Source organism: Bradyrhizobium sp. URHC0002 (assembly GCF_054059515.1).
Genome location: NZ_JBSSCF010000001.1, coordinates 2,153,629 through 2,167,632, shown reverse-complemented (window position 1 = coordinate 2,167,632; position 14,004 = coordinate 2,153,629). Strand labels below are relative to the sequence as shown.

The window sequence follows — 14,004 nt, the reverse complement described above, 5'->3', positions numbered from 1 at the left end:
GGACTGCCGGCCAAATCTGAGTTATCCCGGATTGCGCTGCACTCCATCCGGGATACGAAGATGAGGCCGCCATCGTTCAGAAGCGATAGTTGACACCCACCCGGCCGATTTCGCCGCTGACCCGCGTATTCACATTCAAGAACGGCACACCGACAAATGCGAATGCCGGCGACGCCTCGATCGCCCTATAGGAGACACTGCCGAGATCGTAATGCAGATATTCGACCTTTACCGTCCAGTTGCCGGCAAATGCATGTTCAATGCCTGCGCCGGCAGTCCATCCGACGCGGGTGGCGGAGGCATTACCAACCGCACAAAGCGAATTGTTGGCGCAGCTTGAGACCCCCATCGGCGCGATATCTACCGATGTCTTGATTTCGCCCAGCGCAAGGCCGCCCGTTACGAACAGCAATGTTTGCGGAGCCGCGAGCATACCGATCCGGCCTCTCAAGGTGGCGAGCCAATCGGTGCGGGTTTCGGCCGTGGTTTTGATCGCCGGGAAGAAGCAGCACGGAGGGAGCGTCGTTACGCTGGTGGCCTTCAATCCCGTCCAGCTCCAATCGCCCTCGACGCCGATAACGATGTTGCTGCGCTGCCAATTATATCCAAGCGTCACCCCACCGAGCGCGCCCGCACTGTTCTGTGACGTCGACCTGGCCATCACCCCGAAGTCCAGCGCAAAACCAAAAACCGTGAAGCCAAGGCCGGGATCATAGTCTGTGTAGTCGTTGCGGGCTCGCTGCCATGCGCCGCCGGCCGTACCGCCGACATACAGGCCGGTCCAATTATAGACCGTCGCGACAGGCGACTTGGTGTAGGCCAAATCAGCCGCCGACACATTCAGCGCGGGTGCGGCGAGGAACGCCGCGGCCGCCGCCATCACAAACCTGATCCGTTTCATTTCGATTGCGCTCCAGGGTTCGGCACAGGGGCCTTTGTTCGATGCAATCTGGCCGATCCGCTTTTGACCGTCTTGGCCGCCGGGGAGCCCGGATTGAACCGAGCAGCGCCCAGCCATTTCTCCGCCCGGTTGTGTCCGGATCGACACAGTTCGATATTGGCGGAAGAGGCGGCGGGAGCGTAGCAGCCGCTTTCTTCCCTTCTCCCATCGAAGTCGGATTTATCCGACTTCGACAATTGAGATACCTAACTCGGGTAAACCCGAGTTAGGGTGGGAGAAGGTGCCTTGCCGAAGGCAAGGCGGATGGGGGGTTCTCTCCGCGGAGACAGACCTCTCATCCGTCTCAATCGTGCGTCGCACGATTGATCCACCCAAGAGCGAGCTTCGCTCGTCTCGCTCCCACAAGGGGAGAGGGGAAGAGAATGCGGGGGTGCCCATGAAATTCTTTTCGTTCTGGCGATCGCTGGCGAGTTTTCGCGTGCGCATCGCGCTCAATCTGAAAAATGTGCCGGCGGAGGTGATCTTCGTCGACCTCGACGCCAATGCGCATCGCGACCCCGCGTATCGCAAGATCAATCCGCAGATGGCGCTGCCGGCGCTGGTCGAGGATGACGGCACCACGCTGTTCCAGTCGCTCGCCATCCTCGAATATCTCGACGAGAAATACCCCTCCCCGCCGCTGCTGCCCGCCGACATCAACGGCCGCGCCCGCGTCCGCGCGCTGGCGCTGATGGTGGCCTGCGAGGGCCATCCGCTGCTGACGCCACGGGTGCGGCGCTATCTCGACCACGAACTCAATCTGCGCGACACGCAACAGGCGGCATGGCGGCGGCACTGGATCGTGGAAACGCTGGCCGCGCTGGAGGGACATCTGGCTGATAACAAGGACACCGGCCGGTTTTGTCATGGCGATACGCCGACGCTGGCAGATATCTGCATGGTGGGGCATGTCACAGTCGCGGTGACGCAGCAGATCGATTTGAAAATCTATCCCACCGTGAAGCGCATTTTCGAAACCGCGATGGCGCTGCCGGAATTTTCAAAAGCGCATCCGCTGGCGCAGCCGGATACGCCGGAGGCGATGCGCAAGAAGTAGGCTGGCCTCGTGGGTCGCCCGGTCCATCCGCGTCATTGCGAGCGAAGCGAAGCAATCCATCTCTCGGCACGAAGAAAGAATGGATTGCTTCGTCGCTGCGCTCCCTTGCGCAAACGCTTCGCGTTTGTCGCAGGCAATGACGGTGGGAGGCAGCAGCTCAGCCAGGCGTAGGGCGAGCAAAGGCGCGTTGGGCCGTGCCCACCATCTTTCTTCAATCATGCCGAACGGTGGGCACGCTTCCGCCTTCGCTCGTTGAGCTACGGCGAGACAAGTCGCTTTGCCCACCTTACGAAATCCCCTCACCCCTTCGGCGGCGCCAGCGGCTGCACGATTTCCTTGAACGGCGCCAGCGCCTCGCAAGCGGCGGAATGCGCCTTCAGTGCGGGATAGCCTGCGCCGAACAGCGCGGGATGCGCCTCGCCGGTGAAGCGCAGCACGCAGGCGACCGCAATATCGGCGTGACCGATGTTTTCACCGGACCAATAGGGCGTCTTGACCGCGGCGCGCTCCTTTTCCAGCACCTCCAGCACGCCCGCGATCTGCGACTTGCAGCGCTCGACCCACAGATCGAGCTGCTTCTCCTTGCGCAGCACGCGCTCGTAAAGCAGGCTGACGCCCTTGTCGCCGAGCCCCATCGCCAGCGCGCATATCCGCAAATGCCGCCGCCGCGCCTCGCCGCTCCGCGCAATCATCGCTGTTTCGGGGCCGACGACATCGTCGAGATAATCCAGGATCATGGCGCTCTCGATCAAGGCTTCACCATCGTCAAGCACCAGCGTCGGCACCCGCCGCAGCGGATTATAGGGCGCGATCTTGTCGGCATCGCCGAAGGTCGACCACGGTCTGTGCTCGAAGGCGATGTCATAGAGCCGCATGGCAATGGCGACGCGGCGGACGAAGGGGGAGTCGTATTGGCCGATCAGGATCATTTTAAAATCATCACTCTTCGAGGCGGACGGATCGTCAGTGTAACGGACTGTCATACTCCGCGAAAGCGGGGTATCCAGTACGCTGCGGCCTCTCGGTTTTATCACCGCTAGCTCTGGAATACTGGATCACCCGCTTTCGCGGGTGATGACGATGGGAGTCAAACGTATGCGACATCTGCTAATTCTCGTCGGATTGCTCATCACTTCACATCCGGCACACGCCCAATCCGGCCCGACCGGCTTCCAGTCGCCATCCAAAAACATCGCCTGCCAATATTTCGACTACGACAAGCAGAACGTGCTCCGCTGCGACATCAGCGCCATGGAAACAAAGCCGCGACGGCCCGCCGATTGCGAGCTCGACTACGGCGGCGCCTTCGAGATTAAGGCCAAGGGCCCCGCCACGCGCCTCTGCCATGGCGACACCGTGATGGATGGATCGCTGCCGGTGCTGAGCTATGGCGAGGTGTGGCAGCGTGGAGGGTTTACGTGCAAGTCGGAGCAGGCGGGCGTGACGTGCTTCAACGTGGATCGCCGCGGGTTCTCGCTGGCGCGCGGGAAGCAGGAGATTTTCTAGACAAGCTCACCAATTAGCGGCACATGCCTCGCGACACCACGCGGCACTGTGCCATCGAGCCGCGGATCGTTGACCACCTCGACCTGCCGCCGGAATGGACGAAAGCCTGAGCGCCGGTAGAACGCTAGCGCTGAAGGATGATCGAAGGTGCAGGTGTGCAGCCAGACGCGTGTCACCGGCCGCGACCAGGCGATTTCCAGCGCGCGGTTCATCAGCCAGCGGCCGGCGCCGGTTCCGACGAGTCTTTCGGTGACCCCGAAAGAGACGAGTTCGCATCGCCCGGGCTCGCGAAAATCCAACTCGAGCAAGCCTTCGTCGCGCCCCTCATGCGCCAGTGCGTAGATCTCCATCAGCGGCGATCGAATGATCGCGGCCAATTCCGCGTCGGGCATTCGTATCCTTGAAATCCACAGCCACTCCTCGCCGACGCGGCGATAGAGATCGCGAAACCAGTCGAGCGGCGGCATCTCAACCCGCCGCAGCGTCCATGCACCAGCGGGATCGGGACGCGGCGCGGGGCGCGCGGTCATCTCCAGGTGCGTGACGACGGCGGCGATCTTGCCGGCCGGGATGTCAGAATAACCGTCGGGGACGATCATCCGGCGCTATTCCCCTTCATCGCTCGCCAGCACGCCCTTCACTGCCCTCGCCCATCCGGCAAGCTTCCGCTCCCGTGTCGCCTTGCTCATGTTCGGCTTGAAGCGATGTTCCAGCCGCCAGTTGTCGGCGAACTTTGCGGGCTCGGGATAGACGCCGGCCTGCAGCCCCGCGAGATAGGCGGCGCCAAGTGCGGTGGTTTCCTGGATCATCGGGCGATCGACGGGGGCGTCGAGCAGGTCCGCGAGGCGCTGCATGGTCCAGTCCGACGCCGTCATGCCGCCGTCGACGCGCAGCACGTTGGCGGCCTTCTCTCCGGGCCAGTCGGCGCGCATCGCCTCGCGAAGATCTGATGTCTGGTAGCAGACGCTTTCCAGTGCGGCGTGCGCGAGTTCGGCGGGGCCGGTGTTGCGGGTGAGGCCGAACAGCGCGCCGCGGACGCGGGGATTCCAGTAGGGCGCGCCGAGGCCGACGAAGGCCGGCACCAGATAGACGCTCTGCATGGAATCGGATTTGTCGGCGAGCGGGCCGGTCTCGGAGGCCTGCTTGATGATGCCAAGGCCGTCGCGCAACCATTGCACGGCGGAACCTGCGACGAAGATCGAGCCTTCCAGCGCATAGGTGCGTTTGCCGTTCAATTGATAGGCGATGGTGGTGAGCAGCTTGTTTTTCGAGGCGACCGGCGTGGTGCCGGTGTTAAGGAGCGCGAAGCAGCCGGTGCCGTAGGTCGACTTGATCATGCCGGGCGTGAAGCAGGCCTGGCCGATGGTCGCGGCCTGCTGGTCGCCAGCGATTCCGGATATGGCGACCGGGCCGCCGAACAGGCTCGGGTCGCTGTCGCCGAACTTGGCGGAAGAGTCTTTTACCTCGGGCAGCATCGAGCGCGGCACGCGCAGGAGCTTCAGGAGTTCGTCGTCCCACTCGCCGGTGTGGATGTTGAACAGCAGCGTGCGCGAGGCGTTGGTGGCATCGGTGGCGTGCACACGGCCAGCGGTCAGCCGCCACAGCAGATAGCAATCGACGGTGCCGAACATCAGCTCGCCGCGGCCGGCGCGTTCGCGCGCGCCGGGCACGTGATCGAGGATCCATGCGACTTTGGTGCCGGAGAAATAAGGATCGATAATGAGGCCGGTCTTGGCCGAGATCGCCGGCTCGTGGCCTTCATTCTTCAGTTTGGCGCAGACGTCGGCGGTGCGGCGGTCCTGCCAGACGATGGCGCGGTGCACCGCCTGCCCCGTGGCGCGGTCCCACACCACGGTGGTCTCGCGCTGGTTGGTGATACCGATCGCGGCGATGTCCTTGGCCGTCAGGCCGGCTTTTTCCAGCGCCTCGCGGCAGACTGCGACCGTCGAGGTCCAAATGTCCTCGGGCTCGTGCTCGACCCAGCCCGAGGCCGGGAAATGCTGCGGGAATTCCTGCTGCGCCGTGGCAGCGATGGAAATGTCTGATCGGAACACGATGGCGCGCGAGGACGTGGTGCCCTGATCGATGGCCAGCACAAAGGACATTGGCGTTGCTTCCCCGGGAGGTTTTGGTTGCGGGAGAGGCAATCCGATTGGGGATGGTTCGTCAATATGAGACGCGATGCCTTCCTTACCCTCCCCTGGAGGGGAGGGTAAGAGATCACGTCGCTGCCGTCGTCACGCCGCCGTCGACCACAATCGTCTGACCGGTCATGAAGGTCGACGCGTCGGAGGCCAGGTACGCCACCGCGCCGGCGATTTCGTCGGGTTCGCCGATGCGGCGCAGCGGGGTGCCGGCGGTGCGGCGTTTGAGGTTTTCCGGATCTTCCCACAGCGCCTTGGCGAAATCGGTTTTCACCAGGCCCGGCGCCACGCAATTGACGCGGACACCTTTCGGGCCCCATTCGCCGGCGAGGCTGCGGCACAGCGCAAAGTCGGCGGCTTTCGAAATTCCGTAGGCGCCGATCACGGTGGAACCGCGCAGGCCGCCGATGGATGAGATGATCACCACCGAGCCGTTGCCGCGTTCGGCCATTTGCGGGATCGCCAGCGCACAGAGCCAGATGTTGCTCTTGACGTTGCTGCCCATGATCTTGTCGAAGGCTTCGTCCTTGATGTCGAGCAGCGGGCCATAATAGGGGTTCACCGCGGCGTTGCAGACGAGGATGTCGACCTTGCCGTAATGCTTCGTGGTGCCCGCGACCAGCGCCTCGACTTCCTCGCGGCGCGATATGTTGCAGGGAATGACATAGGCGTCGCCGCCGGCCTTCTTGATGCCTTCGGCCACTTCGTGACAGGCGTCGGCCTTGCGGCTGGAGATCACGACCTTTGCGCCGAGTTTGGCGAGCAGCTCCGCCGAAGAGCGGCCGATGCCGCGGCTGGAGCCGGTGATGATGGCGACTTTTCCGGTGAGATCGAACGGGGTGTTTTTCATTGTTGTTGGCTCCCTGTTTCCATTCATTCAGTCGTCATCGCCCGGCCTGACCGGGCGATCCAGTATTCCAGAGACGGATGAGCGAGAGCAGATAGGCCGCGGCGTACTGGATCCCCCGCTTTCGCGGGGGATGACAGTCAGCGGGTGTCAAACCAGCCCGCCCGCGTCGGTGACGCGGCGGAGGTGGTAGTCGGTGTCGCCAAAGGTGTTTTCGATCATGGTCAGCCGCTTGAAGTAGTGGCCGATCTTGGCTTCCTGGGTCATGCCGATGCCGCCGTGAAGCTGGATCGACTGCTGGCCGATGAACTTGCCGGATTTGCCGATCTGCACCTTGGCGGCGGCGACCGCGGTCGCGCGCTCCTTGGCGCTGTCGAAATCGGCAGCCATGGTCGCGAACATCGACATGCTGCGGGCCTGTTCGAGGGCAACAAACATGTCGGCGGCGCGGTGCTGCAGGGTCTGGAAGCTGCCGATCGGCACGCCGAACTGTTTTCGCGTCTTGAGATACTCGACCGTGCTCTTCAGCGATTCATCCATCGCGCCGACCGCTTCCGCGCACATCGCGGTGCGGGCTTCGTCCACCACGCGCTCGATCAGCGCAAGGCCGTTCTCGGGATCGCCGATCGCGGCATCGGCGCCGACCTCGACGCCGGTCAGCGTGATGTCGGCGGCATGCAGGCCGTCCTGGGTCGGATAGCCCTTGCGGGTGACGCCCTTGGCAGTCGCCGGGACGAGGAATACGCCGATGCCGGTCTTGTCACGCTGGCCGCCCTTGGTCCGCGCGGTCACGATCAAAGTGTCGGCGTTCTCGCCGTTGAGCACGACGAATTTTTCACCGTCGATGACCCACCCTGCGCCCTTCTTCTTGGCGGTAGTCGAGACATCGCCGAGATCGTAGCGCGAGTTCTTCTCGAGCTGCGCGAACGCAAACGTCTTGCTGCCGTCGATGATACCGGGGATGTGCTGGGCTTTCTGCTCGGCTGAGCCGCCATGGCGCAGGAAGCCGCCGCCGATCACGACTGTCGCCAGATATGGCTCCAGCATCAGCGCCTTGCCGAGCGCTTCCATCACGATCATGGTCTCGACCGCGCCGGCGCCAAAGCCGCCATCGGCTTCCGCGAACGGCAGGCCCAGCAAGCCCTGCTCGGCGAGCTTGCCCCAGACGGCCTTGCTCCAGCCGCCCTTCTCCTTCTGGTACTTCTTGCGCGCATCGAAATCGTAGGAATCCGTCAACAGACCGTCGATGCTTTCCTTGAGAAGGCGCTGCTCCTCGGACAAATCAAAATCCATGTTCTTTACTTTCTCCAGAATTCAATTCGGGCAACCCCGTTGCCGAGCTTTCAATCGTCATCCCCGCGTAGGCGGGGATCCAGTAATCGCAGGTGCGTCGTGAGCCATAACCGCCGCGGCGTACTGGGTCCCCCGCATTCGCGGGGGACGACAGGTGTTGTTGTGGCTACAACCCCAGCACCGCCTTGGTGATGATGTTGCGCTGGATCTCGTTGGAGCCGCCGTAGATCGAGACCTTGCGGTTGTTGAAGTAGCTCGGCGCGATCTGGGCGGTCCAGTCCATGGTCTCGTTGGAGCCGTCGTCGCCATGCACGTCGTAGGGCGCGGCGAACGGGCCGATTACTTCCATCAGAAGTTCGGTGGTGGTCTGCTGGATTTCCGAACCCTTGATCTTCAGCACGGAGGACGCCGGGTTGGGCTTGCCCTTGCCGTGCTTGCCTTCGTCGGCGACGACGCGGAGCTGGGTGAGTTCGAGCGCCTTCAACTCGATCTCGCAGGCCGCGAGCTTTTCGCGGAAACCCTGGTCCTCGATCACGGGCTTGCCGTTCTGTTCGACCTTGGAAGCGAGATCCTTGATGCGGCGCAGCCGCTCCTTGGAGACGCCGACACGGGCGATGCCGGTGCGCTCGTTACCGAGCAGGAATTTTGCGTAGTCCCAACCCTTGTTCTCCTCGCCGATCAAATTCTCGACCGGCACCTCGACATCATCGAAAAACACTTCGTTGACCTCACGGCCACCGTCGATGGTCTCGATCGGGCGCACGGTGACGCCCTTCGACTTCATGTCGAACACGATGAACGAGATGCCCATCTGCTTCTTCGCATTGGTGTCGGTGCGGCACAAGCAGAAGATCATGTCGGCGTGCTGCGCCAGCGTGGTCCAGGTCTTCTGGCCGTTGATGATGTACTTGTCGCCCTTGCGCTCGGCCTTGGTCTTCAGCGAGGCGAGGTCCGATCCCGAGCCGGGCTCAGAGAAGCCCTGGCACCACCAGTCGTCGACATTGGCGATGCGCGGCAGGTATTGCTGCTTCTGCTTCTCGTTGCCGAACGTATAGATGACCGGCCCGACCATGCTGACGCCGAAGGCGAGCGGCGCCGGCGCCGGATGCATCTGCAGTTCTTCGTTGAAAATGTAGTGCTGTACCGAGGTCCAGCCCGTGCCGCCATATTCCTTCGGCCAGTGCGAGACGCCCCAACCCTTCTTGTTGAGGATGCGCCACCAGGCGATCATCTCGTCCTTGGAGAGATGACGTCCCTCCACCAACTTGCGCCGGGTTTCCGGCGGCACGTTGTCACGGAAGAAGGCCCTGACCTCCTCACGAAACGCGATTTCTTCCTTGCTGAAAGCGAGATCCATCGGATCCTCCTGTGAGCGAATTAGATTCCAGGCTAAGCGACGTTCTTACCGTTGGCAGCTTGCGACGACTCCTGCTGCTTGCGCAATTCGTGGCGCGACAGCTTGCCGACCGGCGTGCGCGGCAATTCCTTGACGAACTCGACGGCGGTCGGCAGCTCGTGCTTGCCGAGCTTGCCCGCGAGGAAGCTGCGCAGCTCATCGATGGTGAACGGCTGAGCGCCCGCGCGCTGCGTGATGAAGGCTTTCGCCGACTCGCCGCGGTAATCGTCGGGGATACCGATCACGATGACTTCCTGCACCGTCGGATGGGTGTAGATCGCCTGCTCGATCATCTGCGGATAGACGTTGAAGCCGCCGGAGATGATCATGTCCTTCTTGCGGTCGACCAGGTAGAAATAGCCGTCGGGATCCATGTAGCCGACGTCGCCGGTCAGGAAGCGGTCGCCCACAAAGGACTCCGCGGTCTCCTTCGGCTTGTTCCAGTAACCCTTGGTGACGTTCGGGCCCCTGATGCGGAGTTCGCCGGACTCGCCGACCGGCAGCACCTTTGTCGGATCCTCCATCGATACGATGTCGATCTCGATGCCGGGCAGCATCACCCCGACCGAACCCGGCTTGTCCGGTCCGTTCTCCGGATGCGCCGTGCCAGCCGGGGACGTCTCGGTCATGCCCCAGCCGCTCCGCAGCTTCATGCCGACCTTGCGCTCAAAAATCCTCGCGACTTCCATCGGCAACGAGGCGCCGCCCGAGCCGGCGCTGCGCAACGATGAGAAATCCCGCTTGTCGAGATCGGGCAGCGCGGCGATGGCGATCCACATCGTGGGCACGCCGGGAAAAACGGTGGCGCGCTTCACCTCGATGTCGCGCATCACAGCCTCCACATCGAAACGCTGGTGCAGCGAGACCAGATGGCCGCGGCGCAGTGAGGAAAGCAGCACCACGGTCAGCGCGAAGATGTGAAACAACGGCAGTACGCAAATGACGCGCTCGATCGCATTGCGCTCCAGTCGCGCGTGCCTGCCCCAGACATCGTAGATCGACACGGCGGACGTGAAATTGCCGTGGGAGAGCATAGCGCCTTTCGGCAACCCGGTGGTTCCGCTGGTGTATTGCAGCAACGCGACGTCCTCGACGTCGATAGAAGGCCAGGTGGCCGGCCTGGTCACGCCATCGACGAACTGCTTGTAGGTGATGATCGCGGGGTTTCTGGGCAGCGGCGTTTGCGGCGCGCCGACCGCGCCCCAGTCGTCGTCCTCGCAGACGACCAACCTGTCGATCAGTCCCTTGTCGAGAAACTTCAGCGCGGTCGGAAGCAGCGCGGATAAATTACTCGTGACGACGATGCGCGCACCGGAATCGGTGAGCTTGTGCGTCAGGGCGATCTCGCCGTCGAGCGGCGACAGATGCGCGACGCGCGCACCCGCCTTCAGCGCGCCAAAGAAATTGACCGGGTGATCCGGCGAATTGCCGAGGAACAGGGCGACCGAACTGTTCTTGCCGTAGCCGGCGCGCAGGAAGGCACTGGCCGCTGTCTCCACCAGCGCTTCGAGTTCGCTGTAGCTGATCGGCCGGTCGCGGAATTCGATCGCGGGCCGCGATCCGAATTCGGCGGCCGCTGCCGACAACAGGTCGGGCAGCGTGCCGCGCGGAAGCGGATCGTCCCAGCGGACGCCTTCCGGATAGAACTGCTCTCCGGGATGCCGCATCAAGCCGCCTTCGACTGCGCGGCCAGCGACGCGAAGGTCTTGCCTTCGGCGGCGAGGCGCTTGAGCAGGGCTGACGGCTCCAGCGAGGGATCGTTGGTTTCCTTGGCGTAGTAGGACAGCCGGTCGGCGATGTGCTTGAGGCCGACCTGGTCGGCATAGAACATCGGGCCGCCGCGATAAATCGGCCAGCCGTAGCCATAGAGCCAGATCACGTCGATATCGCTCGGACGCGCCGCGATGTTCTCTTCGAGGATGCGCGCGCCCTCGTTGATCATCGGGTACATCATGCGCTCGAGGATCTCGTCGTCGCTGACGACGCGCTTCTTGCGTCCCAGGCGCAGCAACGTCTCGTCGATCAGCTTTTCGACTTCCGGATCGGGCAGCGCCGCGCGCGAGCCGGCCTCGTACTTGTAGTAGCCCTTGCCGGTCTTCTGGCCGAAGCGCCCGGCCTCGCACAGCGCGTCGGCGATTTCCGACTTGATGCCGCGGTCTTTCCGCGAACGCCAGCCGATGTCGAGGCCGGCGAGATCGCTCATCGCGAACGGGCCCATCGGCATGCCGAACTTCGTCACCACGGCGTCGACCTGCTGCGGCAATGCGCCCTCGAACAACAGCTTTTCGGACTGCTTACCGCGCTGCGCCAGCATGCGGTTGCCGACGAAGCCGTCGCAGACGCCGACCACGGCCGGCACCTTTGCAATCTTGCGCGCGATCGACACCGCCGTCGTCAGCGCATCCGGCGCGGTCTTGTCGGCGCGCACGATCTCGCACAGCTTCATGACGTTGGCCGGCGAGAAGAAGTGCATGCCGAGCACGTCCTGCGGACGCTTTGTCACCTTCGCGATCTCGTCGATGTTGAGATACGAGGTGTTGGAAGCCAGCACCGCGCCCGGCTTGGCGTGCTTGTCGAGCGCCTCGAACACTTCCTTCTTGACCGCCATGGTTTCGAACACGGCCTCGATCACAAGGTCAGCATCCCTAACGTTCTCCAGACCGACCACGCCCCTGATCAGCCCCATGCGCTTGGCCGGGGCATCCGCCGGGATACCGCCGCGCGCGGCAGTCGCCTCGTAGTTCTTCTGCATCACGCCGAGGCCGCGCTTGAGCTGCTCTTCGCCGGTCTCGATCAGCGTCACCGGAATACCGGCATTGGCGAACGACATTGCGATACCGCCGCCCATGGTGCCGGCGCCGATGATGGCGACGCGCTCGACGGGACGCGCCTTGGTGCCCTCAGGCACGCCGGCGATCTTGGCGGCTTCGCGCTCGGAGAAGAAGGCGTAGCGCTGCGCTTTCGACTGGTCGCTTGAGACCAGCTTGAGGAAACCTTCGCGCTCCTTCTTCAACCCTTCGTCGAACGGCAGCTCGATCGCGGCGCGAACGGCATCGGCGGCGGCAAAGGGCGCTTCGAGCCCACGCGCCTTCTTGGTCAGGGCTGCGACCGCATTGGTGAAGATCGAAATATCGGCCTTGGCCGCAGCGAGCTTGGCGTCGTCGTCGCGCAGCTTGCGCAAGGGGCGCTTCTCCGCCAGCACCTTGCGGGCGAAGGCCTCGCCGCCTGAGGCCGGGCCTTCGACGATTTCCTCGATCAGGCCGTTCTTGAGCGCGTCCGCCGCGCCGATCGGATCGCCGCTGACGATCATCTTGACCGCGAGTTCGGGGCCGACCGCGCGCGGGAGCCGCTGGGTACCGCCGGCGCCCGGCAGCAGGCCGAGCTTCACTTCGGGCAGGCCGAGCTTGGCTTCCTTGGTCGCGACGCGATAGTGGCATGCCAGAGCGACTTCGAGGCCGCCGCCGAGCGCCGTGCCGTGAATCGCGGCAATGATCGGCTTCGGCGAGTTCTCCATCAGGACAAGCACCTCGGCGAGCCCCGGGGGCTTCGGCGGCTTGCCGAATTCGGTGATGTCGGCGCCGGCGATGAAGGTTCGGCCTGCGCAGGTCAGCACGATTGCCTTAACTTCCGGGTCCGCAATCGCGCTCTTCATGCATTCGAAGATGCCGCCGCGCACCGCGGCGCTCAGCGCGTTGACGGGAGGACTGTTGACCGTGACGATGGCGATGACGTCATGACGCTCGAGTTTTACCACTTCGCTCACGGGACTCTCCCTGGATCGTTTGTTCTCTGGATCGTTTGTTCTTGGATGCCGCCCAACTTGCGTTGAGTAGCTAGGGTCGATTTTGTCAGTTTCGCACTGCGAAATTTAATTCCACATCTTGACACGGAGGGTTATTTTGAAGCACGTCCCTTGTCAACGAGCTCATCAGCAGTAGCGGGCAATGAAGCGTCCAGGGAAAAAGGTGGCGACTGATCGCAGCTTCGTCGTCGCGCTTTCCCGCGGACTTGATGTGTTGCGCGCATTCCATCCCAACGACGGGCTTCTCGGCAATCAAGAGATCGCCGCCCGTACTAATTTGCCGAAGCCAACCATTTCCCGGCTGACCTACACCTTGACCAAGCTGGGCTATCTTACACCCGTTCCGCGGTTCGAGAAGTATCAGCTCGCGCCATCAGCCATGGCGCTGGGGTATGCCGCGCTGGCAAATCTCGGCGTTCGGCATTTGTCCGAACCCTATCGTGAAGAACTGATGCGCGAGACCGGCGGCGCCGTCGCGGTCGGCGGACGTGACCGTCACAGCATGATCTATTTCGGGCAGAGCCGTAACGGGCTGACGCTCGGCGTACAGCTCGACGTCGGGTCGCGCGTACCGATTGCGACTTCGGCGATGGGACGGGCCTATATCTGGGCACTGCCCGACGACGAACGCGCCTCTTTGTTGCGCGACCTGCGCGACCATTACGGCAGCCGATGGGCACGGATGCGCGACGGCATCGAACGCTCGGGCGAAACGGTGGCGAAATACGGCTTCGCGATTTCCGCAGGTGAATGGCAGAACGACGTGCACGCGGTAGGTGTGGCGCTGAAGCTCAATGACGGAACCGGACCGTATGCCTTCAATTGCGGCGCGCCGGCATTCCGCTTCACGGAAGAACGCTTGATGAGCGACATTGGACCGCGCCTTGTGACGATGGTAAGGAACATCGAGGCAGCGCTGGGCGGCGCAGCACCGCAATCCAAAAAAGCAGACAACAAAAAACTAAAAGCAGGAGGGAAAGTTGCACGTTTGGCCGAGGGGATCAGATAGCCTTCACCAT

At 63.1% G+C, this 14,004-nt stretch carries 12 protein-coding genes; 3 read left to right on the top strand and 9 right to left on the bottom strand.

All coding sequences use genetic code 11. The features are described from left to right. Positions 1 to 76 precede the first annotated feature (76 nt). Positions 77 to 901: an outer membrane protein gene (locus ACVWVY_RS10290; protein WP_456626274.1), complete on the bottom strand. Its 825-nt coding sequence runs from the start codon at positions 899 to 901 to the stop codon at positions 77 to 79. Positions 902 to 1,337: 436 nt separating this feature from the next. Here ACVWVY_RS10290 and maiA point away from each other — a divergent pair, with 436 nt between their 5' ends. After that, positions 1,338 to 1,997 (top strand): maleylacetoacetate isomerase, encoded by a 660-nt coding sequence (maiA, locus tag ACVWVY_RS10285; RefSeq protein ID WP_456626273.1) that lies wholly within the window; start codon positions 1,338 to 1,340, stop codon positions 1,995 to 1,997. 299 nt (positions 1,998 to 2,296) lie between these two features. On the opposite strand, the gene ACVWVY_RS10280 is transcribed toward maiA, so the two are convergent. Then, positions 2,297 to 2,926, bottom strand: a complete 630-nt coding sequence (locus ACVWVY_RS10280; RefSeq protein WP_456626272.1) for a glutathione S-transferase family protein — start codon at positions 2,924 to 2,926, stop codon at positions 2,297 to 2,299. Positions 2,927 to 3,092: 166 nt separating this feature from the next. Here ACVWVY_RS10280 and ACVWVY_RS10275 point away from each other — a divergent pair, with 166 nt between their 5' ends. Further along, the gene (locus tag ACVWVY_RS10275; RefSeq protein WP_456626271.1) at positions 3,093 to 3,503 is read left to right on the top strand and encodes a DUF6636 domain-containing protein; all 411 of its coding nucleotides are present in this window, start codon (positions 3,093 to 3,095) and stop codon (positions 3,501 to 3,503) included. On the opposite strand, the gene ACVWVY_RS10270 is transcribed toward ACVWVY_RS10275, so the two are convergent. From ACVWVY_RS10270 to ACVWVY_RS10240, 7 genes are all read right to left on the bottom strand, one after another. Further along, a complete protein-coding gene (locus tag ACVWVY_RS10270; protein WP_456626270.1) occupies positions 3,500 to 4,102 on the bottom strand; it encodes a GNAT family N-acetyltransferase in 603 nt (200 codons plus the stop codon). The two genes, ACVWVY_RS10275 and ACVWVY_RS10270, sit on opposite strands and share 4 nt — an antisense overlap. A gap of 6 nt (positions 4,103 to 4,108) precedes the next feature. Next, positions 4,109 to 5,608 (bottom strand): glycerol kinase GlpK, encoded by a 1,500-nt coding sequence (glpK, locus tag ACVWVY_RS10265; protein WP_456626269.1) that lies wholly within the window; start codon positions 5,606 to 5,608, stop codon positions 4,109 to 4,111. Between the two features lie 115 nt (positions 5,609 to 5,723). Next, positions 5,724 to 6,497 carry an SDR family NAD(P)-dependent oxidoreductase gene (locus tag ACVWVY_RS10260; RefSeq protein ID WP_456626268.1) on the bottom strand — a complete coding sequence of 258 codons (774 nt, stop codon included), beginning with the start codon at positions 6,495 to 6,497 and terminating at the stop codon, positions 5,724 to 5,726. 147 nt (positions 6,498 to 6,644) lie between these two features. Beyond that, a complete protein-coding gene (gene pimD / locus ACVWVY_RS10255; protein WP_456626267.1) occupies positions 6,645 to 7,787 on the bottom strand; it encodes a pimeloyl-CoA dehydrogenase small subunit in 1,143 nt (380 codons plus the stop codon). Positions 7,788 to 7,953: 166 nt separating this feature from the next. Continuing rightward, positions 7,954 to 9,144 (bottom strand): pimeloyl-CoA dehydrogenase large subunit, encoded by a 1,191-nt coding sequence (pimC, locus tag ACVWVY_RS10250; RefSeq protein WP_456626266.1) that lies wholly within the window; start codon positions 9,142 to 9,144, stop codon positions 7,954 to 7,956. A gap of 32 nt (positions 9,145 to 9,176) precedes the next feature. Continuing rightward, positions 9,177 to 10,850 carry a dicarboxylate--CoA ligase PimA gene (pimA, locus tag ACVWVY_RS10245; RefSeq protein WP_456626265.1) on the bottom strand — a complete coding sequence of 558 codons (1,674 nt, stop codon included), beginning with the start codon at positions 10,848 to 10,850 and terminating at the stop codon, positions 9,177 to 9,179. Continuing rightward, complete coding sequence (locus ACVWVY_RS10240) at positions 10,850 to 12,946, bottom strand: 3-hydroxyacyl-CoA dehydrogenase NAD-binding domain-containing protein (RefSeq protein ID WP_456626264.1); 2,097 nt, start codon at positions 12,944 to 12,946, stop codon at positions 10,850 to 10,852. The genes pimA and ACVWVY_RS10240 overlap by 1 nt, the downstream gene beginning before the upstream one ends. 181 nt (positions 12,947 to 13,127) lie before the next feature. On the opposite strand from ACVWVY_RS10240, the gene ACVWVY_RS10235 reads away from it, so the two are divergent. After that, positions 13,128 to 13,994, top strand: a complete 867-nt coding sequence (locus ACVWVY_RS10235) for an IclR family transcriptional regulator (protein WP_456626263.1) — start codon at positions 13,128 to 13,130, stop codon at positions 13,992 to 13,994. The last annotated feature ends 10 nt before the right edge of the window (positions 13,995 to 14,004 follow it).

Bases quoted from the DNA above. Each gene is read 5' to 3' on its own strand.
- ACVWVY_RS10290 (WP_456626274.1), bottom strand. From the start codon at position 901: ATGAAACGGATCAGGTTTGTGATGGCGGCGGCCGCGGCGTTCCTCGCC.
- maiA (WP_456626273.1), top strand. From the start codon at position 1,338: ATGAAATTCTTTTCGTTCTGGCGATCGCTGGCGAGTTTTCGCGTGCGC.
- ACVWVY_RS10280 (WP_456626272.1), bottom strand. From the start codon at position 2,926: ATGATCCTGATCGGCCAATACGACTCCCCCTTCGTCCGCCGCGTCGCC.
- ACVWVY_RS10275 (WP_456626271.1), top strand. From the start codon at position 3,093: ATGCGACATCTGCTAATTCTCGTCGGATTGCTCATCACTTCACATCCG.
- ACVWVY_RS10270 (WP_456626270.1), bottom strand. From the start codon at position 4,102: ATGATCGTCCCCGACGGTTATTCTGACATCCCGGCCGGCAAGATCGCC.
- glpK (WP_456626269.1), bottom strand. From the start codon at position 5,608: ATGTCCTTTGTGCTGGCCATCGATCAGGGCACCACGTCCTCGCGCGCC.
- ACVWVY_RS10260 (WP_456626268.1), bottom strand. From the start codon at position 6,497: ATGAAAAACACCCCGTTCGATCTCACCGGAAAAGTCGCCATCATCACC.
- pimD (WP_456626267.1), bottom strand. From the start codon at position 7,787: ATGGATTTTGATTTGTCCGAGGAGCAGCGCCTTCTCAAGGAAAGCATC.
- pimC (WP_456626266.1), bottom strand. From the start codon at position 9,144: ATGGATCTCGCTTTCAGCAAGGAAGAAATCGCGTTTCGTGAGGAGGTC.
- pimA (WP_456626265.1), bottom strand. From the start codon at position 10,850: ATGCGGCATCCCGGAGAGCAGTTCTATCCGGAAGGCGTCCGCTGGGAC.
- ACVWVY_RS10235 (WP_456626263.1), top strand. From the start codon at position 13,128: ATGAAGCGTCCAGGGAAAAAGGTGGCGACTGATCGCAGCTTCGTCGTC.